General features: G+C 34.0%; 17 protein-coding genes. All 17 read left to right on the top strand.

Features of this window, described 5'->3' with window-relative positions; translation table 11 throughout:
* The 17 genes from AC4BB2_RS10325 (at nucleotide 1) to AC4BB2_RS10245 (ending at nucleotide 23,449) form a co-directional block, all read left to right on the top strand.
* A complete protein-coding gene (locus AC4BB2_RS10325; protein ID WP_490472853.1) occupies nucleotides 1-1,251 on the top strand; it encodes a glycosyltransferase family 4 protein in 1,251 nt (416 codons plus the stop codon).
* A gap of 238 nt (nucleotides 1,252-1,489) precedes the next feature.
* Nucleotides 1,490-2,284 (top strand): glycosyltransferase, encoded by a 795-nt coding sequence (locus AC4BB2_RS10320; protein WP_490472852.1) that lies wholly within the window; start codon nucleotides 1,490-1,492, stop codon nucleotides 2,282-2,284.
* 21 nt (nucleotides 2,285-2,305) lie between these two features.
* Nucleotides 2,306-3,037, top strand: coding sequence for a glycosyltransferase family 2 protein (locus tag AC4BB2_RS10315; RefSeq protein ID WP_490472851.1), 732 nt, complete (start codon nucleotides 2,306-2,308; stop codon nucleotides 3,035-3,037).
* Entirely contained in the window at nucleotides 3,037-3,387 is a 351-nt protein-coding gene (locus AC4BB2_RS10310) for a DUF2304 domain-containing protein (protein WP_490472850.1), read from the top strand. The genes AC4BB2_RS10315 and AC4BB2_RS10310 overlap by 1 nt, the downstream gene beginning before the upstream one ends.
* 2 nt (nucleotides 3,388-3,389) lie before the next feature.
* Complete coding sequence (locus AC4BB2_RS10305; RefSeq protein ID WP_490472849.1) at nucleotides 3,390-4,490, top strand: glycosyltransferase; 1,101 nt, start codon at nucleotides 3,390-3,392, stop codon at nucleotides 4,488-4,490.
* Nucleotides 4,483-5,484: a glycosyltransferase family 2 protein gene (locus AC4BB2_RS10300; protein WP_490472848.1), complete on the top strand. Its 1,002-nt coding sequence runs from the start codon at nucleotides 4,483-4,485 to the stop codon at nucleotides 5,482-5,484. Before AC4BB2_RS10305 ends, AC4BB2_RS10300 begins: the two co-directional genes overlap by 8 nt.
* Nucleotides 5,485-5,696: 212 nt before the next feature.
* On the top strand, nucleotides 5,697-7,136 hold the full coding sequence (locus AC4BB2_RS10295) for a lipopolysaccharide biosynthesis protein (RefSeq protein ID WP_490472847.1): 1,440 nt from the start codon (nucleotides 5,697-5,699) through the stop codon (nucleotides 7,134-7,136).
* 305 nt (nucleotides 7,137-7,441) lie between these two features.
* Nucleotides 7,442-10,840, top strand: a complete 3,399-nt coding sequence (locus AC4BB2_RS10290) for a GBS Bsp-like repeat-containing protein (RefSeq protein ID WP_490472846.1) — start codon at nucleotides 7,442-7,444, stop codon at nucleotides 10,838-10,840.
* 220 nt (nucleotides 10,841-11,060) lie between these two features.
* Entirely contained in the window at nucleotides 11,061-11,801 is a 741-nt protein-coding gene (locus tag AC4BB2_RS10285; RefSeq protein WP_490472845.1) for a glycerophosphodiester phosphodiesterase, read from the top strand.
* Between the two features lie 5 nt (nucleotides 11,802-11,806).
* Nucleotides 11,807-12,727: a tRNA (adenosine(37)-N6)-dimethylallyltransferase MiaA gene (gene miaA, locus AC4BB2_RS10280; protein ID WP_490472844.1), complete on the top strand. Its 921-nt coding sequence runs from the start codon at nucleotides 11,807-11,809 to the stop codon at nucleotides 12,725-12,727.
* A gap of 3 nt (nucleotides 12,728-12,730) precedes the next feature.
* The gene (gene hflX / locus AC4BB2_RS10275) at nucleotides 12,731-13,969 is read left to right on the top strand and encodes a GTPase HflX (protein ID WP_490472843.1); all 1,239 of its coding nucleotides are present in this window, start codon (nucleotides 12,731-12,733) and stop codon (nucleotides 13,967-13,969) included.
* A gap of 263 nt (nucleotides 13,970-14,232) precedes the next feature.
* On the top strand, nucleotides 14,233-14,616 hold the full coding sequence (locus AC4BB2_RS10270; RefSeq protein ID WP_490472842.1) for a MerR family transcriptional regulator: 384 nt from the start codon (nucleotides 14,233-14,235) through the stop codon (nucleotides 14,614-14,616).
* Nucleotides 14,617-14,659: 43 nt separating this feature from the next.
* Nucleotides 14,660-16,000 (top strand): type I glutamate--ammonia ligase, encoded by a 1,341-nt coding sequence (glnA, locus tag AC4BB2_RS10265; RefSeq protein ID WP_490472841.1) that lies wholly within the window; start codon nucleotides 14,660-14,662, stop codon nucleotides 15,998-16,000.
* A gap of 126 nt (nucleotides 16,001-16,126) precedes the next feature.
* A complete protein-coding gene (locus AC4BB2_RS10260; RefSeq protein WP_490472840.1) occupies nucleotides 16,127-17,236 on the top strand; it encodes a DUF3114 domain-containing protein in 1,110 nt (369 codons plus the stop codon).
* 216 nt (nucleotides 17,237-17,452) lie between these two features.
* A complete protein-coding gene (gene nifJ / locus AC4BB2_RS10255) occupies nucleotides 17,453-21,130 on the top strand; it encodes a pyruvate:ferredoxin (flavodoxin) oxidoreductase (protein WP_490472839.1) in 3,678 nt (1,225 codons plus the stop codon).
* Nucleotides 21,131-21,419: 289 nt separating this feature from the next.
* Nucleotides 21,420-22,307, top strand: coding sequence for a diadenylate cyclase CdaA (gene cdaA, locus AC4BB2_RS10250; RefSeq protein ID WP_490472838.1), 888 nt, complete (start codon nucleotides 21,420-21,422; stop codon nucleotides 22,305-22,307).
* A complete protein-coding gene (locus tag AC4BB2_RS10245; protein WP_490472837.1) occupies nucleotides 22,304-23,449 on the top strand; it encodes a CdaR family protein in 1,146 nt (381 codons plus the stop codon). The genes cdaA and AC4BB2_RS10245 overlap by 4 nt, the downstream gene beginning before the upstream one ends.
* The last annotated feature ends 21 nt before the right edge of the window (nucleotides 23,450-23,470 follow it).

Here is a 23,470-nt window from a genome sequence, read left to right as displayed (position 1 = left end):
ATGAAAACAATTCTCTTTGTTTCACCAACAGGTACATTAGATAATGGAGCAGAAGTTTCGATTTTTAATTTAATGAAATTTTTGTCTTTTGAGGGATACAAAGTGATAAATATCGCCCCTACCCAACAAAAAGTAACTGAAAATGACTATTCAAAACGATTTACAGAACATGGTATTGATTGTGTTCTGATAAATAATCAACGTTGGTGGTGGGAAGATGCGCCGGGGCATTTATTTGGTACAGAAGCCCAGAGAGCCGCATCATATAGAGAAGCAATCAAGAAAATAAGCGACGTAATTGAAGAAAATAAAGTTGATGTTGTTATTAGCAACACAGTGAATATTTTTCAAGGCGCTGTTGCTGCAGCAATAATGGATACACCACATTTTTGGTTGATTCATGAATTTCCGGATAATGAATTTGCTTATTATATAAATAAGTTAGATTTTATTGATGATTATTCTGCTGAAATTTTTGCAGTTAATGGTCAACTAAGTGAAAAAATAGCAGAGTTGTTCCCTAATAGACAAATAAAATCTTTTTCTCCCTATACAGAAATTGAAACAATAAAGCCAAAAGTTGGAAATAAACAAAGAATCGTATCTATAGGGCGAATATCTAAAAGAAAAAATCAACTTGAACTCATTCAAGCCTTTGAAAAAATGAATCGCCCTGATGTAGAACTTGTTTTTATTGGTGGTTGGGATGAAGAGTATAAAAAAGAATGTATGGATCATATCAAAAAGTGTCGTCTGAAAAACATTTCGTTCACAGGGAACATGGAGAACCCTTGGGAAAATATAACTGATAAAGATATATGTGTATTTCCTTCTGCTATGGAAACATTCGGTTTAGTCTATGTTGAAGCGTTGTTAAATGGTATTCCTGTAATCTTATCAGATAATCCTGGACATTCTTCTGCGTTCGAAATGTTTAAATTTGGTCAAATGTATGAAACAGGTAATATAGATGAATTAACTTCCGTAATTGAAACAACATTAGAAAACTTTAAACAAGTTCAAGAAGATGCGTTAGCATTTGTATCAGAAGCGAAAAATATCTATGAAGTTTCTGTTGTTTACAGAGAAATCATTGAAGAAATAAATAGTAGTAATGACTATCAAAAAAATTCGGTTCGACATATTGGTAATTTATTAACTGTAGATGAAAATAAGAGTAAGCTGTCACGCTTAGAATTTAAAATTCGACAGAAGTTACAAAGGATCACCTATAGAATTTTTCGTAAATAATCATTTTTTTAAAGTATCTCTTTTTAACATTACATAGGAAACACTCATTATTCTGTTAAGTAATACTCATGCAGAATAATGAGTGTTTGCTAAGTTAACTTGAATATCCCGATTTTAAATAGTACAATACAATTGAGGGATTTGTAGTCAAAATACTCAGTTTTCTGAAGATGATAGCTTCATTTTTTTCTGTGTATTATTTATTTTAGTAACAAATGGTAATAAAGAAAGGAACAGTATGGAACAATTAAAACATACTTTTATGATATGCGCTTATGGAGAATCTCCTTATTTAAAAGCATGCATTGAATCTTGTGTTAGTCAAACTCTGGTAGAAGCTGGCATATCACAAGTACAACTATATACAAGTACACCCAACGATTATATTGAAGAATTATGTAAAGATTTTGATATTCCTATATATACTCTTCAAGGTGGTGGTATTGGTAAAGATTGGAATAACTCTTTATCGTTTGTTGAAACAGACTATGCAACAATAGCACATCAAGATGATATATATATGTCTGAATATGGCGAATTTGTGTTTAGATCTTTTGAAAAAAATACAGATGCTAATATCGTTTTTACTGATTATAGTGAGATAGATAACTTGGGAAATTTTAGGAAGAGAAATGTTAACTTGTATATCAAAACATTTGGACTTCATATGTTATCTATTTTTCCATTTAAATGGTATCAAAGACGAATTTACGCTTTTGGTAATTTTATTTCTTGTCCTGCAGTTTCATATAACATGACACGGTTAAAAGGATTCAAGTTTGATGAGAGTCTCAAGATGACATTAGATTGGGATGCATGGGAAAGAATCATGAAAAAAGAAGGCAGCATTAAATATATTTCTAAAAGATTAATGCATCACCGAATACATGAGGATTCTGAAACAACGAATAATACGGTAGATAGAACTAGGGAAATCGAAGAACAGATATTGTTTGAACGTTATTGGGGGAAAAGCATATCAAAACTTATAATGAAGTTTTATACTTTTAATCAAAAATCAAACAATACATAATCAACGTTTAGGGACGGTAAAATGAAAACTAATAAAATTTTATTGATCATTCCAGCTTATAATGAAGCCGATGGAATTGTAGAGGTAATAAAAAAAGTAGAAGTATATAGACAGGGTTGTCCGTATCATCTTGATTATGTTGTGATTAATGATGGTTCCACGGACAATGAAGAAGAAATTTTGCAGGAAAACAATATTAACCATATTGAGCTTGTCTACAATTTAGGTATTGGCGGAGCCGTTCAAACTGGATATAAGTATGCTCTAAATGAAGGTTACGATATTGCAGTTCAATTTGATGGTGATGGCCAACATGATATTCACTCCTTACCTAAATTAATTGACCCGATTATCTCGAATCAAGCTGATTTTACTGTTGGTTCAAGATTTGTTTTAGATAGTGATTCTGAATTTAAATCATCTGGTGCAAGGCAACTAGGTATTAAGATTTTATCTAATCTAATTCGAATACTGACCGGTGTGAACATTAAGGATGTTACTAGTGGATACAGAGCAGGAAATAGAAAAATAATTCAGCAATTTGTGGATAGATATCCAAGCCAATATCCTGAACCTGAAAGTTATATGTACCTTATAGCTAATAGATATAAGATTAAAGAAGTCGGTGTAAAAATGTTTGAGCGAGAAACAGGGAAGTCTAGTATTAATATCATAAACTCTGTTAGCTATATGATTAATGTTTCACTATCAATAGTTATTGCTTCATTGATTGATAAGGAGGATTCTAAATAATGCCCGTTCAATTACAAATTTTAGCTGTTATAATAGCAATTGTTTTTTTTACGTTTACTGTTTATTTAATTCGAAAAGGTCATGCGGAAGTTCGTCAAATGAATAAATGGCTTTTATTAGGAATTGTTATGATATTTGGTGCATTATTTCCTCCTATAGGTAATGGTATAGCTAAATTCTTAGGTATTTCCACATTAACATCACTTGCTCTTTTTGTATTAACGGGAATGCTCTTATTTTTTTCTTTGGTAACACAAATTACGCTTATCAATACGGAGAAGCAATTAAAGGTACTGACACAAGAATTATCTCTTTTGAAGAAAAAGATGAACGAAATAGAAGAGGATTAGTTATGAACGGAATTTATTTGTCTCAAGATTTGACTCATGCATATGGTATTTTGGAAAAAATCAATAAACAAATTGATGAATTTGAAAAAAATGATTTACATATAACTAAACATATAAATGGAAAAAGGAATCTTATTCATTTATTAAGAAATGTAGTTCCTTTTTTTTCAGAGCAATATTTTAATACGAAGAATATAAACTGGAAAAACTATGATTTTATTTATATGAGAAAAGGTGCTGTGTTAGATAAGAGTGTCGTTAAATTAGTAAAAAAAGCGAAGATGCTTAATCCTGATATAATAATAATCCTCGAAATCCCTACATATCCGTATCTTAATGAATTTAACAGTTTAGTAAAATTTGATATTATGATGAAGGAAAAAATTTGGACTCGTGAATTATCGAAGTATATTGATAGAGTGGTTACTTATTCAGATGACCAAAAAATATTTGGAATAAAGTGTATTAATATTTCCAATGCCTACGAGTTTTCTAATCTGAATGACATAGCACCAAAAGCGGATCAATCAATCAATTTATTAGGTGTGGCGACTCTTTGTTTTTATCATGGATATGACCGACTTATTGAAGGGTTACGGAATTATTATGCAAATGACAATAATAAAACTGAAATCACTTTTACTCTTATTGGAGATGGACCTGTTTTAAAAAAATATCAAAAAATGGTTAGTGATTACCAATTGGAGAATGTTGTATATTTAAAAGGGAGAAAGAAACTTTCTGAATTAACAGATTATTATCAAGCCGCAGATGTGGGAGTCGATTCTTTAGCTAGACACCGTTCGGGAGTCTCTTATAATAGTAGTTTAAAAGGAAAAGAGTATCTTGCTAATGGGTTGCCGATCATTTCTGGTGTAACGACAGACTTGGATAAACGTAACTTACCTTTTTATTATCGTGTCACTAGTGATGACACTCCAATAGAAATTTCTGATATAGAAATTTGGTATAAAAATCTTCTAAAAGACAAAGAAAAACAACAACTTTCACAGGAAATTTATCTTTATGGGAAAGAAAATTTTACGTTTGACAAAACATTTTCTCCTGTAATTGACTATCTGAAAGGAGCCATCCATGACTGAACTAGTTAGTATTATTGTTCCCATTTATAATGTGGAAAAATACTTGATAGAATGTTTGGAGAGTTTAGTTTCTCAAACATATAAGAATATTGAAATACTTTTGATTGATGATGGATCAACAGATTGTTCACGAGAAATTGCTCAAAAATTTTGTGAGGATCATCCAGAAAAAAATATTCAATTGCTTGTAAAAGAAAATGGTGGACAATCTAGTGCGAGAAACGTTGGGATTCAACATGCTAGTGGAACGTATTTTATTTTTGTTGATAGTGATGATTTGATTTCTTCGACTCATGTAGAAGTTCTTTTTAGAGCAGTGAGTAAAATGAGTGTAAAACTTGCTATGAGTAAATTTACTAAAGATATTAAAGAGCTATCTGATGATGTATCAGTGAATATGACTTCTTTAAAAGGAGACTTTCTATCGTTAGTAGAAAAGTTATATGCATCAGATTATCACGCTGTATCAGCATCTGGCAAAATCTATCATCATACACTTATTGATCGGGTAAAATTTCATGAAGGAATTATTTATGAAGATGGTATTTTTTTCTATGAAATAATTGATAAAATAGATGAGATCGTTTTAATTGATTCTGTGGGTTATTATTATAGAACAACAGAAAATTCGACACTAACTTCTAAAATAAGTGAGAAAAATTTTGATATTTTAAAAAAAAATGAATTGACTTTTTTATTTTTTGAAAAAAAACATCCGGAAGCTTTAAAACACTTTTATCAAAAAGCGATGAATGTAAATGACTTTATGGCTGTTAAATGTATAGAAGATAAAACGATGTTATCTAAAGAATTACTAAAAAAATTATATCTACAAAATAAAAAATACTCAAAAGGTTTTTTTCCAAGAAATGCTGTTTATTTAACTTGGGGAAGTTATTATTTTTTTGTTTTTATTATTAGTAAAGTGTATAAAACTAATCAACCTGAAAAGGAAAATTTTGTTAAGAAAATAATAAAAAAAATCATAAGATAATAGTTGTTGTAACAGACATTAAAGGTATGGATAGTTTTAAAAAGTGTGGAATATATTTTGGCTATGCTAACAATCAAAAAAAATTACTACAAGTATTTTTATTTTTTGATGTATTCTTAATATAGCTTTTTTTACAAATATGCCTTTTTTAGATTCTCGTGTTTGAATCTGCTACATTAGAAATAAAAATGTAAAAAGGAAAGGATTTTTTAATGAATAGTACTTTTCGCATAGGTATGATATTTACAGCAGTTGGACAATACAGTGTTATATTAATTCAATTACTTATAAATATTATACTTTCTAGGCTAATTCCAGTCGAGGAGTTTGGTATAGTTGCAAATGCACAAGTGTATCTGCTTTTTTTTCAACTGATAGTAACTGCTGGGATTGGACCAGCTATTATCCAAAGAAAAGAATTGAATGAGAAAGATTATGGTATATTATTTAATTACACATTCCTTTTTTCAATCTTACTAAGTATCATTTTTGGTTTTTCAGGTAGTTTAGTTGCGTTAGCTTATCATAATGAAATGTATAAACCATTATTTTGGTCAATGTCTGTCGTTGTGCTTTGTGAAGGTATAAATACGGTTCCTAGAGCGATCTTGAATAAAAATCTTCGTTTTCGAGAGTTGAACTTGCGTTTGTTTTTTTCAAGCTTTGTTGGGGCTATATTTGGTATTGGAGCTGCCTACGCAGGGATGGGTGTATATGCTTTAGTGATTTGTAGCGCCATACCAGCAATTATTTCGTTGGTATTAAATTTTTCTGCAGTAAAAATTCAATTTACTAGAAGTTTAAGTATTAAACCTTTTTTATCTATTCAGGCATTTACAAGAAACCAATTGTTTTTTACTATTTTTAATTACCTTTCAAGAAATTCAGATAATTTATTAGTGGGGAAATTTTTAGGACCAGTTTCTATTGCTAACTATCAAAAAAGTTATCAATTATTGACAATGCCCACTACAGTGTTTTTGGGGGTTATAACACCTGTATTGCAGCCAATACTTTCACAACATCAAGATAATGTAAAACTAATTAGGGAAACATTTTTTAAAATTATCCGTGTATTAGCTTTAATTGCTTTTCCTCTAACTGTTTTTATGATGTTAAATGCAAAAGAAATAATCTTTTTGTTATTTGGTTCACGGTGGTATGGTGCAGTACTTCCGTTCTCTATTCTATCATTTAGTTTATGGGCTCAAATGTTAAACGCAGTAACAAGCAGTATATTTATGGCGAGAAATCATTCTAATAAGTTACTAGTAAATGGAATCATCTCTATTCTAATAATGATTCCTAGTATAATAGTTGGTGTGAGTTTAGGAACGATTATTTATGTCTCTATTTTCGTATGTCTTGCTAATCTTGTTAATTTTACTGTATCTTATTGGTTATTAATGACTAAAGTTTTAGATGGTCGACTACAAGATGCTTTGAAACAACTAATTATTCCTGCTTTTATAGGCATACTAGTAGCAATAGTAGTTTTCATGACAAATCCTTTTCTTAGTTTTTCTAATTTATTTATCACCTTGTTGCTTAGAGGATTAGTTTGGCTAGGGGTAGTATTTATTTGTATGTATATTTTTGGTGAAATTAAAGTAATCAAAACCTTATTTATGAAAGAAAAAAATAGAAGTTAATTTTTGGAAAGCAATCAACGAGTTGCAGCTGAATTATGAGTTAAAATAAACCTTATAAAATTCATCTGAGGATTTTAAAAAATCCATTGGTGAATCTTGTAAGGTTTTTTATGAATAAAAACTTGGTTTAATTTTCTAGATATTTATTTGATTGAAGCATGAACAACGTTAGATGGAATAATTATAATCTATTTGTATATTTTAATATTTTTTTTATGTAATTGATTTATCAGTTTCAATATTGTAGAATTAATTATTAGATTATCCATCTAAATTTACTATAAAAAGGTTTGGAGATTGATTTTATGAAGAAATTTTTTTCAATTGGAGCTGTTTTTTTATGTTTATCGACATATGCATATACTCCTATGCAAGCATTAGCAGAAGAGACTTCTGACAGGGAAGCATCTATACAAAATACATCTAGTACATATGAAAATACAGATAATACCTTGATGGAAAGTTCGACTACAGTTAGTTCTGATGAGGTACAAAAGGAAACATCTAGTACTGTTACTGAAGAGACTAGTTCTTCAGTAGATGAAAAGCTAGATTATTATGAACCCTCTCCCTCAGACCGTTCAGATTTAGCTCCAAAGGGGAGAAGAAAAAGAGAAACCAGAACTGAAATAGATAGAGTGACAGCAGGTGAAGCTAATCGTCCAACAGTTAGTTTTATTGATATTTCCTCACATAACAGTACGATTACTGTAGCTCAATATCAAATGATGAAAAACTATGGGGTAAAAGGTGTGATTGTAAAACTGACAGAAGGAACAACCTACCTAAATCCTTTCGCAGACTCACAAATAAAAAATGCTCAAAGTGCAGGTTTAAAAGTTTCAGTTTATCATTATGGTCATTACACTTCAGTATCGGGAGCTCAAGCAGAAGCGGCATATTTTGCAAGCAATGCAAATGCTTTAGGTCTTTCTAAAGAGACGGTTATGGTATCTGATATTGAAGAACCTATTATGCGTATTAATTCCCTAAATAACAACACAGTAGCATTCAAAAATAAATTGAATAATTTGGGATATGGTAAAGTTGCCTACTATTTATCAAGAAGTTGGTTAGATGTTGAAGGAGGTATTTTTAATACTGGACTGTTCGGCAAAAATAATATTTGGGTAGCACAATATCCATATTCACCTACGGCTTCTCAAAATTGGAATAGTGATTTTTCTTCATGGCAATGGTCATCAAATTTCTATTTTCCAGGAATTGCCCATCCATTTGATATAAATACAGACTATACAGGGTTATTTACTGAAGATATACAGTGGGATGAAACTATTCCTGTTACAGGTACTACGTCAATTATAGATACAACAGGTTCGGAGACTCTTTATAACGCAACAGCAAGTTTAGAATTGAGTGGTCGTAATCCTAAAGCTGTTTATTTTGTGACGTGGTCGGATAAAAATGGTCAAGATGATCTTCAATGGTATCAAGGTAAAAGGAATAATGATGGAACCTATAGTGCAAACATAGACATAAAAAACCATAAAGATGCAGGTAAATATAATGTGCATACGTATATCCAACTTCCAAATGGTACAAATAAATTTGTAACGAGTAATCAATTTACCGTTTCTACTCCCACGTTGAGTGCGGAAGTAGGAAAATATAATGCCAACAAAGGAACATTCGATGTTACTGTAAAAGGGCTAAGCCAATCAGGAATAACGCGAGTATCAGTTCCAGTATGGAGTAAAGATAATCAGTCAGATATCAAATGGTATGATGCAGTAAAACAATCTGATGGAACGTATAAAACAACCGCGGATATCAAAAATCACGGTCATAACACAGGATCATACAAAGTACATGCGTATATGTACTCTAATAACGGTCTTACAACGAGTATTGCATCCAATTCGGTGAATGTTACATTACCGGAAGTGAATGGAGTGACAGTGATTAAAGATTCAAATGGGCAAGAGACAACATACACTGCGACTGCAGACATCTCAATGGGTACCTATGAAAATAGACCAGTTTATTTTGTAACGTGGTCGGATAAAAATGGCCAAGATGATCTTCGATGGTATTTAGCCAAAAAGAATAATGACGGAACGTATAGTGCAGACATAGACATAAAAAACCACAAGGATGCAGGTAAATATAATGTGCATACGTATATCCAACTTCCAAATGGTACAAATAAATTTGTAACGAGTAATCAATTTACCATTTCTACTCCCACGTTGAGTGCGGAAGTAGGAAAATATAATGCCAACAAAGGAACATTCGATGTTACTGTAAAAGGGCTAAGCCAATCAGGAATAACGCGAGTATCAGTTCCAGTATGGAGTAAAGGTAATCAATCAGATATCAAATGGTATGATGCAGTAAAACAATCTGATGGAACGTATAAAACAACTGTAGATATCAAAAATCATAACCATAACATAGGAACATACAAAGTACATGTATATATGTATTCTAATAACGGTCTTACAACGAGTATTGCATCTAATTCGGTAAATGCTACATTGCCAGAAGTGGGTGGAACAACAGTGATTAAAGATTCAAATGGGCAAGAGACAACATACACTGCAAGTGCAGACATCTCAATGGGTACCTATGAAAATAGACCAGTTTATTTTGTAACGTGGTCGGATAAAAATGGCCAAGATGATCTTCGATGGTATTTAGCCAAAAAGAATAATGACGGAACGTATAGTGCAGACATAGACATAAAAAACCACAAGGATGCAGGTAAATATAATGTGCATACGTATATCCAACTTCCAAATGGTACAAATAAATTTGTAACGAGTAATCAATTTACCATTTCTACTCCCACGTTGAGTGCGGAAGTAGGAAAATATAATGCCAACAAAGGAACATTCGATGTTACTGTAAAAGGGCTAAGCCAATCAGGAATAACGCGAGTATCAGTTCCAGTATGGAGTAAAGGTAATCAATCAGATATCAAATGGTATGATGCAGTAAAACAATCTGATGGAACGTATAAAACAACTGTAGATATCAAAAATCATAACCATAACATAGGAACATACAAAGTACATGTATATATGTATTCTAATAACGGTCTTACAACGAGTATTGCATCTAATTCGGTAAATGCTACATTGCCAGAAGTGGGTGGAACAACAGTGATTAAAGATTCAAATGGGCAAGAGACAACATACACTGCAAGTGCAGACATCTCAATGGGTACCTATGAAAATAGACCAGTTTATTTTGTAACGTGGTCGGATAAAAATGGCCAAGATGATCTTCGATGGTATTTAGCCAAAAAGAATAATGACGGAACATATAGTGCAGACATAGACATAAAAAACCACAAAGACGCAGGTAAATATAATGTGCATACGTATATCCAACTGTCAAATGGTACAAATAAATTTGTAACGAGTAACCAATTTACCGTTTCTACTCCCACACTGAGTGCGGAAGTAGGAAAATATAATGCCAGCAAAGGAACATTCGATGTTACTGTAAAAGGGCTAAGCCAATCGGGAATAACACGAGTATCAGTTCCAGTATGGAGTAAAGGTAATCAATCAGATATCAAATGGTATGATGCAGTAAAACAATCTGATGGAACGTATAAAACAACTGTAGATATCAAAAATCATAATCATAATATAGGAACATATAAAGTACATGTATATATGTATTCTAATAATGGTCTTACAACCAGTATTGTAGCTAGTTCTGTGATAGTTTGAAAATCTGTACTAATGAGAATAAATTTGAATTATTGATAAATTTTTTTGCTAAAGTAAGAGAATCTAAAGAATTAAATCAATGTTTATTAACCCTAGAGTGAATTTTTTCTAGGGTTTTCTTCTTATATATAGAGTTATAGAGACTTTAAATGCTAATACTTTCAATTGTTTGATACTCATTCCTATGAATGATACAATGATTTCGATCGGAGGGACAACCATGACAAAAATAATCGCTCACCGTGGTAGTAAAGGAACCCATCCAGAAAACACATTAGCAGCTTTCAAAGAAGCTATCCTTATTGGTGCCGATGGAATCGAGTTAGATGTACACTTATCAAAGGATAATCAATTGATTGTGATTCACGATGAAACTGTTGATCGTACAACAAATGGTTATGGAGAAGTTGTCAATCTAACGTTAAACGAGTTGAAAAAATTAGATGCTGGCAGTTGGTTTAAAACAAATCCAATGTTTCAAGAAATACCTACTTTAGAAGAAGTTTTATTACTGCTAAAGAAAGCAAACTTTCGTGGTCTATTGAATATTGAAATCAAAACAGATAAGATACATTATGTAGGAATCGAAGAATTGATTATTCAACTCATGCAGTCAAAACCTTGGCCTTTTGACTATATGTACTCAAGTTTTTATTTCCCAAGTTTGGAAAAAATCTGGCAAATTGAAAAAAATCAGAAGATTGCTTCGATATTTGAAATGTCTGAGAAAGATGAACAACGAGCCCTTCAATCAGAATTTATTGAAGGGATTCATCCTAACATTAATTGGGTTTTAGAGCATACAGGTGATTTAGGAGATTTTCCAAAAAACATTCGACCTTGGACTGTAAATGATGAAGAACAAATGATTCTTTGCTTCAATCGTCAATTAGCGGGGATTCATACAGATTTTCCGGCCAAAGCATTACAGATACGTGAGTCAATACAAAATAAAGGATGAATAGATTGAAAAAAGTATTAGTAATCGTCGGACCAACAGCGGTTGGAAAAACAGCGTTAAGTATTGAATTAGCTAAAAAACTAAATGGAGAAATTATTAGTGGTGATTCGATGCAGGTATATAAAGGTTTGGATATTGGTACAGCCAAAGTAACAACAGAAGAACGTGATGGAGTGGTGCATCATTTAATTGATTGTCGAGAACTATCGGAGTCATATTCAGTAGCAGATTTTCAAAAAGAAGGTCGTCAGGCGATTGCTGCTATTACTGCAAAAGGAAAATTGCCAATCGTTGTAGGCGGGACCGGTCTCTATGTTCAAGCACTTCTTTACGATTTTGAACTAGGTTCTCAGGATGAATCAACAGAAATTAGAGATAAATATCACAAATTTGCTGAAGAACATGGTAATCAGCAGCTATGGAACTTACTTCAAGTAAAAGATCCTCAAGCAGCTGAAAGTATCCACTTTAATAATCAAAAGAAAGTGATTAGAGCACTTGAAGTTTTTGATAAAACGGGTTACAGTATTTTAACGCCTAAAGAAAAACCTAAGAAACTCTATGATTACTTTTTGCTGGGCTTAGAAACAGATCGTGGATTGTTGTATGAGAGAATTAATACTCGTGTGGAATTAATGATTAAAGAGGGGCTTTTAAATGAAGCAGACATACTTTATAAAAGTCAGGCCAAACAATCGCTTCAAGGGATCGGTTATAAAGAATTTTTCCCTTATTTTGAAGGAAAAGAAACGTTAGAAGAAGCAACCGAACAAGTAAAGCAAAATTCAAGAAGATATGCGAAGAGACAATTGACATGGTTTAGAAATCGCATGAATGCCAGCTGGTGGGATTTAGTACAATCTCCTGAAACTATTTTAGATTTAGAAAAAGAAATAGAGGCTTGGCTGCAGTCTTCGGAAGGATAAAAAATGAATAAAATAGCAGAAAAGGTCATTTTAGTCGGTGTAGAAACAGAAGATAACTACCCTCGATTTGAAGGCTCCATGAAAGAATTGAAAAATTTAACTAAAACAGCCCAAGGAGATGTAGTATTTTCATTAACACAAAAGCGTCCTCGTGTAGATCGACAGACTGTGATTGGCAAGGGGAAGGTAGAAGAGCTGATTCAATTAGTTGATGCTTATGAAGCAGATATCGTTATTTTTAATCATGAACTTACGCCGAGACAGAATCAGTTGATTGTTGAAGCTGTGGGTGTTAAAGTCATTGATCGAGTGCAGTTAATTTTAGATATCTTTGCGATGCGAGCACGTTCAAAAGAAGGTAAACTACAAGTTGAGTTGGCACAATTGAATTATTTATTACCTCGCTTGATTGGTCAAGGGAAACAATTATCCCGTTTAGGCGGTGGGATCGGTACAAGAGGACCTGGGGAAACTAAGCTTGAATCGGATCGTCGCCATATTCGTGATAAAATTACCGCAATCAAACGTGAGCTAAAAGAAGTAACTGCGCACCGAGAACGAAGTAGACAGAAACGTCGAGCATCTGATATTTTTCAAATTGGGTTGATTGGTTATACGAATGCTGGAAAATCAACAATTTTGAATTTATTGACAACAGCTGGGACATACTCAGAAGATCAATTATTTGCAACGCTAGATCCTTTGACAAAAAAATGGCAGCTACCCCAAGGTATGATTGTCACAATTACTGACACTGTTGGTTTTATTCAAGATCTGCCGACGCAATTGATTGAAGCTTTCCAGTCTACTTTAGAAGAAAGCCGAAATATGGATTTATTATTACACGTTGTGGACGCAAGTGCTGAAGATCGTTTGCAGCATGAGCAAACAGTTGTTGAACTGTTGAATGATCTGGATTTAGAGAAGATTCCGGTACTTACAGTTTATAATAAAAGCGATCAAATTGATGAAGATGAATTTGTGCCAACCTTGTTTCCAAATGTATTGGTTTCCGCAAAAAGTACGCTAGGGAAAGAACAGCTGACAAAAGCTGTTAGAGAGAAAATGATGGAATTATTGGTTCCTTATGAGCTAGAGATATCATCTGATCAAGGACAGCAACTGAGCGAATTAACACGTCATACATTACTTTTATCTGAAAACTTTGATGAAGATAAAAATGCTTATCATGTTAAAGGCTTTGCTAAAAACGGTTCAAAATGGAAGGGTTCATCAGAATAATCATTCAAACTAGAATAATATAGGGTGAGGAAAAAGTGCTTTTTACTTTTACTTCATCCTTTTTTTTAGAAAAGGTCTATTTCACTACAGAAAAAGTAAGTAAAAAAAATAAATGACATAAGATAGTGTCAAAAACGTTTATTACCGTTGTTTTTTATAAAAAATTCTTCAAAAAAATTTTTATGTTAGAAAACCTAACATAAATGATTGACAATAGAAAAAAGTATTGATATTCTATATTTATCAAAGAGAGGGGGGTGGATATGAGAGAGAAGGAACTGAGACGGTCCATGTCAGTTTTTCCAATTGGTACAGTTATGAAACTGACAGACTTATCAGCACGTCAAATCCGTTATTATGAAGAGCAAGACTTGATTCATCCAGAAAGAAGTGAAGGTAATCGACGTATGTATTCACTGAATGACATTGATGTATTGTTGGAAATTAAAGATTATTTGTCCGATGGTCTAAACATGGCAGGGATCAAACGCGTTTATGAAATGAAGCTGGAAGAACAAATGCATGCTCAAGAATTAAATAAACCGCTGACAGATGAAGATGTACGTAAGATTTTATATGACGAACTTATTTCTCAAGGTGGACTTACTCAACAAAATCCATTCCAATCCAGAGGACCGAAATTGTAATAGTTGAATTTTACACAAAAAATGAAGGACGTGAAGGAAGAAAATGACGAAAAAACAAAACACAGTAGAAGATATCAAACGAATTGCCGATGAAGAAAATGTTCGATTTTTACGATTAATGTTTACAGATATTATGGGAACGATCAAAAATGTGGAAGTTCCAGTAAGCCAATTAGACAAAGTGTTAAGCAATAAAATGATGTTTGATGGGTCTTCTATTGAAGGTTTTGTGAGAATTGAAGAAAGCGATATGTATTTATATCCAGATATCTCTACATGGATGGTTTTTCCTTGGGAGAGTACTCATGGGAAGGTTGCTCGTTTGATTTGCGATATTTATAATCCAGATGGCACACCATTTGCTGGAGATCCTCGCGGAAACTTAAAACGTGCACTTACAGATATGAAAGAACTAGGATTTACTTCATTTAATTTAGGACCAGAGCCAGAATTTTTCTTATTCAAACTAGATGAAGATGGGAAAATCACTACAGACCTAAATGATCGCGGAGGTTACTTTGACTTTGCACCAACTGATTTAGGTGAAAATTGTCGTAGAGATATTGTTCTTGAGTTGGAAAGCCTAGGGTTTGAAGTGGAAGCTTCTCATCATGAAGTAGCGCCAGGACAACATGAAATCGATTTTAAATATGCAGATGTTATTGAAGCATGTGATAATATCCAAACGTTTAAATTGGTAGTAAAAACGATTGCCCGTAAACATGGTTTGCACGCAACATTTATGCCAAAACCATTATATGGTATTAGTGGTTCGGGTATGCATTGCAACATGTCATTATTTAAAGGGGACGAGAATGTCTTTTTCGATGAAAATGGCCCGATGCAATTAAGTCAAACAGCTTATCATTTTCTTGGTGGATTATTGAAACACGCTCGTGCATATACAGCGGTATGTAATCCTACAGTTAATTCATATAAACGTCTAGTACCAGGTTATGAAGCACCTGTTTATGTTGCATGGAGTGGCCGTAACCGTTCGCCGCTTGTACGTGTGCCGGAATCACGAGGTTTGTCTACTCGTTTAGAGTTACGTTCAGTTGATCCATCTGCAAATCCTTATCTTTCAATGGCTGTACTTTTACAAGCAGGATTAAACGGGATTAAAAATGAAATCGTGCCGCCAGAAGCTGTTGATCGCAATATCTATGTGATGAACGAAGAAGAACGAAAAGAAGCACAAATTCATGATTTACCTTCCACTCTTCATAATGCTATCAAAGAATTACGCAAAGATGAAGTGATGATCAATGCATTAGGTAGTCATATTTACGCCAATTTTGTTGAGGCGAAACGAATGGAATGGGCTGCTTTTCGTCAAACAGTTTCTGAATGGGAAAGAGAACAGTATCTAGAATTATATTAATTAGTGAGTGTAGACGAACCTGAAAAAGGGTTTGTCTATTTTTTTGTTTAGACACATACGAATAAGTGTGAATTTAATAGAAAAGCATGTATAGTAGAGTTTAAATGAATACTAAGGAGAAGACAGATGCCTGAATCAAAGAGTTGTACAACGATTCTTGAAAAAATAGAAAGACCAAGAGAAATGTCAACTGCTGAATTTATTGAATATAAAATAACTATTATAGAGCAAGTACAAAGCCTCCAAAAAGACGGTTGGGATCAAGGAGCGCTTTTTGCTTACATAAATGAAATTAATAACCATAAGAACACCTATATCAAAAAACAGAATAATAAGCATCATTATAATGTTTTTTTCATCGGTTCCGATATCTACACAGAAATGTTTGTAAGAAGCCAGCTTTCTGATAAAGATAAAGTGATGCTTGTTATCTGTCATTTAGGTGGTTATCTTGATTATAAAGGAGACTTACATCTTTCGTCAGAGGCGAGGTATAAATTTTATTCTCAAATGCCTCCAGGGGATATTTTTTTAAATTTGTATTCAAAAACTGTGCAACAGGCATATCCTGAGGGTTTAATCATTGCTAAAAAAGATAAAAAATTATCAAAGACAGCAATTAAGAAGAAATATGCAGATGAAACTAAAATCCATCAATTTAGAAATCAACTTGATAAACATAATATTGAATATGTGGAGACCTACAAGCAAAAACTCGGATTGAGAAATGACGAAGAAGCAATAAAAATGATTTTTAAAAATGATTGGTTTTATGCAGATCCTCAGTATCATAATCGTGCTCATCTAGGCGTTTCCGTACTAGATACAGACTTAAAGAACGGGAAGAAGACACTTACCAACAAAGGACTATGGAAAAAAATCAGGAAGCAAGGATTTTATCGAAAAATTCTTTCTGGTGATTATCATAGTGAATTTATTATCGATGAACAAGGGAATCTGTTAAGTCAGTGGACGAAGGAAGTTCAAACAAATGAGCATTGGGAGAGTACGATTGTAAATGGTGAAAGTTTTAATTACGGAGAGCGACCAAGGTTTGATCAATATCGCACGCATGATAAATTAGATGGCAATCCACCTAGATATTTTGATACCCACAAACGAAATGAGTGTAAACAAAAATGGATATCTCCAACAGATAATTTGTTTTATCAATTGATTAGAAGGTTGTCAGAAAAGGGAATCCGTTATAAAAAGAAAAGAAATGACAGAAAATGAATCAGAAGATGGCGTTTACTTTGTTCTTTATTTCTTTAAGTCGTAACCTTGTGTTTTATTGAAAAAATCTCCATTTAAAAGAAAAAATGTTGTAAAATCTATAAGTTTGTGAAAAATTGTCACAACTTGTTTCAAATTTCTGCTGATTCCGTTATAATGAAAAAGAATATGCGTGCAACTATTCTACTTTTAGATAGAAGGATGAGGACTATTATAATGAGAAAAATGAAGACGATGGATGGAAATACGGCAGCAGCATACATCTCATATGCGTTCACAGAATTAGCCGCTATTTATCCAATTACACCAAGCTCGACAATGGCTGAACTAGTTGATCAGTGGTCAGCTGAAGGGAAACAAAATATTTTTGGGCAACCAGTTAAAATCGTTGAAATGCAATCAGAAGCAGGAGCTGCCGGTGTTGTTCATGGGTCTCTGAAAACGGGTGCGTTAACGACTACATATACTGCTTCACAAGGACTCTTACTGATGATTCCAAATATGTATAAAATTGCGGGAGAATTGCTTCCTTCTGTGTTTCATGTAGCTAGTCGTGCACTGACGACAAATGCCTTGAATATTTTCGGGGATCACGGAGATGTTATGGCTGCTCGTCAGACAGGATTTGCTATGTTATGCGAAAGCAGTGTGCAAGAAGTGATGGATTTATCAGCTGTAGCGCATCTTGCTTCAATTGAGTCGAGTGTTCCCTTTATGAATTTTTTTGATGGTTTTCGTACAAGTCATGAAATTCAAAAAATCGAAGTGTTGGAATACGATGAATTAGCTCCTTTACTAGATCAAGAAAAATTAGACGAATTCCGTAGTAGAAGCATGAATCCAAATCATCCGTCTGTTAGTGGTACGAATCAAAATCCGGATATTCATTTTCAACAACGTGAAACGATTAATAGCTATTACGATAAAATTCCAGCAATTGTGAAGAAATATATGGGTGAGATCAATGGGTTAAGAGGAACAAACTATGATTTAGTTACTTACTATGGTGCAGAAGATGCAGAAGAAGTAATTGTTTCAATGGGATCTGCGGCTCAAGCAATTGAACAGACCATTGACTATTTAACAAAGCAAGGGCGAAAAGTTGGTTTCTTGAATATACATTTGTATCGTCCATTTCCTATTGAAAACTTCTTAGAAAAAATGCCGAATACAGTGAAATCAATTGCGGTTATGGATCGTACGAAAGAGCCAGGAGCAGGGGGAGAACCGTTGTTACTTGATGTTCAAAGTGCGATGTATGAATCTGATTTACGTCCAATGATTATTGGCGGACGTTATGGATTAGGCTCAAAAGATGTCTTGCCAAATCAAATTGTTGCGATTTACGATGAGCTATTGAAAGAGAGAAAAACGGCTAAATCCCGCTTTACTATCGGTATTGTAGATGATGTTACTTATACTTCTCTTGATTCAGGAGAAGCCTTGGACCTGACGAATCCAACAACTTATCAGGCGAAATTCTGGGGCTTCGGTTCAGATGGTACGGTTGGAGCGAACAAGTCGGCGATTAAAATTATTGGAGATCATACAGATAAATATGCACAAGGATTCTTTTATTATGACTCAAAGAAATCTGGTGGCTTAACTGTTTCTCATTTGCGTTTTGGTGATACACCAATTCGTTCCACTTATTTGATTGAACATGCAGATTTTGTTGCTTGCCATACGGCAGCGTATCTGAATACCTATGACTTAGTCAAAGGGTTGAAAAAAGGCGGTACATTTTTACTAAATACCGTTTGGAATGATGAGCAATTAGACCGCTTTTTACCGAATAAACTGAAACGTTATTTAGCTGAAAATAATATCCAGTTTTACACAATTAATGCAGTGAAATTAGCTAGTGAAGTTGGTTTAGGAGGTCGAATCAATACGGCTATGGAGACCGCCTTTTTCAAATTAGCTGATATCATGCCGTTTGATGAAGTGTTACCAATTTTAAAAGAAGAAGCATTCAAAAGCTATGCTAGAAAATCAATGTCTGTTGTAGAAAAAAACGTTGAAGCAATCGAACGTACAGTTGAATTATTGCATAAAGTTGAAGTGCCAAACGCTTGGAAAACGATTGAAGTAAAACCAAAAGTTCGTAAAGCTAATGTTACGGATTATGTCCATGAAATTGTTGAACCAATCAATCGCCAAGAAGGTAATGAACTTCCGGTTGGTGCATTCATAAGAAATGATATGACAGATGGACGGATGCCCCTTGGTACGACAGCAGTTGAAAAAAGAGGGATTGCTGTTGAAGTTCCCGAATGGGACAGTGACCGTTGTACCATGTGTAATGAGTGTGCTTTTGTATGCCCTCATGCAGCAATTCGCCCATTTTTAGCGGATGACGAAGAAATGGAAGAAGCACCAGAAGGCTATATTGTAAGAGAAATGCGCGGTGCGGATGGATTAAAATACCGAATTCAGGTTTCTGTAGAGGATTGTACGGGTTGTGGACTTTGTGTGGATGCATGTCCAGCTAAAGGAAAAGCTTTAGTAATGAAACCCTATGAAGAGCAAAAAGAACAAGCAATGAACTGGGCTTTTTCAATGACATTAAAACAAAAAGAAAATCCAGCGAAACCAAATACTGTTTTAGGTACGCAGTTTAATAAACCGTTATTAGAGTTTTCAGGGGCTTGTTCTGGTTGTGGAGAAACCCCTTATGTAAAATTGTTGACACAAATGTTTGGAGATCGAATGATGATTGCTAATGCTACAGGTTGTTCTTCTATCTGGGGCGGAGCAGCTCCTGTTGCTCCTTACACGATAAATGATGAGGGGCAAGGACCTGCATGGTCTAATTCCTTACTAGAAGACAATGCTGAATTTGGTTACGGCATGTTGTTAGCTAACCAGACTCGACGTGAACATTTAGCGATGAAAATGAGTGAAGCAATGACTGTTGCTTCTTCTGAACTGAAGTTATTGATGAAAGACTGGATCAATCATATGCATACAGGAGAAGGAACGCAACAGCGTGCTGCAAAATTGAAAGCAGCTTTAATTGATGAAAAAGCTGGGCAGTCGTTACTAGAAGCAGTTTATGCAGACAATGATTTGTTTGTGAAAAATAGTCAGTGGATGATTGGTGGAGACGGCTGGGCATATGATATTGGCTATGGTGGGATTGATCATGTTCTTGCTAGTGGAGCAGATGTTAATATGTTGGTATTAGATAATGAAGTTTATTCTAATACTGGTGGACAAACGTCAAAAGCTACACCAGCGTCAGCAATTGCTAAGTTTTCTGCTAGTGGGAAATATGTGTCTAAAAAAGATTTGGGCATGATGGCAATGACCTATGGTAATGTCTATGTTGCCCAAATTGCTTCAGGTGCGAATCAGATGCAGACAATCAAAGCCTTTGAAGAAGCAGAACGTTTCCCTGGACCATCAATTATTATTGCCTACACACCTTGTATTACTCATGGTTTGGCTGGCGGTATGAGCAAAACGTTAGAGGAGGCAAAAGAAGCCGTTAATTCTGGGTATTGGTCACTATATCGTTATAATCCTGAATTGAGAGAATCAGGAAAAAATCCAATGACATTAGACTATAAAAAACCAAATTTTGATGAGATGCAACAGTTTATGCGTAAACAAGTTCGCTTCTCATCCTTAGAGTCTACACAGCCTGATTTTGCGGGAAAGCTTTTTGAGAAGACTGTAGATGATGCGAAAAATCGTTTCTACAATTACGCACGTATGGCCGGTCAAGAAGAAAAAATTCGAGCGAAATTAGAAAAAACAAGAGATGAAGCAATCGTTGAAAAAGCACCTCGTGTCAAAAAAGAACGTGTTGTGGATCCGGAAGCTGAAGCCAGAAGAGCAGCAAGACGGGCAGAACGAGCTGCTAAACGAGAAAAATCAGAGAATTAAAGAAATTTTTATTTAAAATGAGTGTGAAACAAAACTGAGTGTTAGTTTTGTTTCGCACTTTAAATCTGGCTGGATAAATAGTAAGAAAAATCAAACTAGGCTTCGTTTCAATCACATCAATTTATACGAGCTAAAACTCTAAGTGTTGAAGGACGTTGGAAACAAGTACTTTTGTTTCAGTCTCATTCTGTTTTCTTTAATTTTTTCTATCTTTCACTCTCATCCTGTAACCAAGTAAAAGATTATGGTATACTAATTAAGAAATCTTCAGAGAGAAGTGAGGTTTATGATGTCTTTTCAACTAAGTCAATTATTTGATTTAAATTATTGGCGGCAATTGATCTCCTCAGATTTTTTGTCCCGTGATTATATAATCAATATTATAGATATTTTAGTCGTATGGTACCTTGTTTACAAGCTGATTATGCTTGTAAGAGGAACAAAAGCGGTCCAGTTATTAAAAGGGGTCGCAGTCTTTATTGTGATTCGGATATTAAGTGAAATTATTGGTTTACATACATTATCTTGGCTGATGAATCAGGTAATCATGTACGGTGTGATTGCTGCAGTCGTTATTTTTCAACCGGAAGTCCGGCGTGGTTTGGAACATTTGGGACGAAGCTCCTTTTTCCGAACGACTAAGTCCGAGCAGCAGGAAGATGAGAAAATGATTCTGGCTTTTGATAAAGCCATTCAGTACATGTCTAAGCGAAAAATCGGTGCACTCATTACTGTGGAAAGAAATACCGGATTAGATGAGTATATTGAAACAGGTATTGATTTAGATGCTGATATTTCAGGAGAATTATTGATTAATATTTTTATACCTAATACCCCTTTACATGACGGAGCAGTCATTGTAAAACAAGGGAAAATTGCAGTAGCGAGTGCTTACCTTCCTTTATCAGAAAGTAACTTGATACCCAAGGAATTCGGTACACGTCATAGAGCGGCTGTTGGAATCAGTGAAGTTAGTGATGCAGTGACCATTATTGTTTCAGAAGAAACAGGAGATGTTAGCTTGACGCTAAACAATGATTTGATTCCACGATTGACTCAAGAAGAATATCTAAAAATTCTCAGAGCAGAATTAGTTCCAAAAGAAGATAGCAAAGATAAAAAGAATCTTTTACAACACTTTATTGAAGGTGTGTCGAAAGGGGCGAAAAAGAAATGAAAAAGCCCACTCAAAGTAATTGGTTTTCAGGATTGTTAGCATTGCTTTTTTCTTTATTATTATTTTTCAATGCTAATGCACAAGGGAGTACTATTAATGTGGTCAACACAAATCAAGTATATGATGAAATGCTTGATAATGTTCCAGTTCAAGTAGATTATGACCATGATAAGTATTTTGTTTCTGGTTTTGAAGGGACAGTTAATGTCCATTTAAGCAGTGCCAACCGAATTCAATTAAATTTAGAATCTAATGAAGACACGAGGAATTTTCAAGTAGTCGCAGATTTGACTAAAACAGCCCTTGGAACTTCAGAAATTAAGTTGGCAGTAAAAGGATTGAGCACAGCTGTAACCGCTGAGATCGAACCTAAAACGATAACTGTAACAAAAGAGAAAAAAATAACTAAATCATTTAATGTAGAGCCACAACTACCAGATTCTGTTGAAGCAGAAGGATACAAAGTAGAGAAAATAGACGTTAGTCCTAAAAAAGTCGAAATCACTACAGGAGAAGAGACTGCGAAAGCCATTGATCGTGTGATTGCACCATTATCTAATGTGAAACAATCAGTGGATACAATCAAACAAACGGTCAATATTCAAGCACTTGATAATAAAGGACAAGTATTGAGCATTGAAAATCCAGCACCGCAAGTAAAAGTGGTGGCAAATTTATCGTTGCCTTTAAAAGAAGTTGGACTAACAATTAGCCCAACTGGTTCTCCAGCAGCTAGTGTTGCGCATTATACATTTAGTCTTTCTCAGCAAAAAGTGGAAATTAAAGGATCTAAATCAGTATTAGATGCAATTGATACAATTGAGTTGCCGATTGATGTGAGTAACATAAAAACATCAACGAAGCGAACAATAAAAATACCGACAAATGCGGAGTATATTGTTTCACCTGAGGAAGTAGAAGTGACAATCAATCCTGTTTTTGAAGGAATAAATACAGGTTTTTCTGAAACTATTGGACAAAGTACAACAACATCTTTTTCAAGACAAACGTTGACACCAAATCCTTCTAGTGAAAAACCAGCTAGTTCCTCCAGTACATCAAACTCATCAAGTTCATCTAGTTCAGAAAGTACTGCTGAAAAAGAAACAGAAAATGGGAGTAGTTCAGTTCCTGCGAATTAAGTTAAGTGACTAAGGTAGGTT

This window comes from Enterococcus sp. AAFC-DPL-5146 (assembly GCF_058216635.1).
Note: the sequence above shows the minus strand (reverse complement) of the source record. Positions and strands in the feature narration are given on the sequence as shown.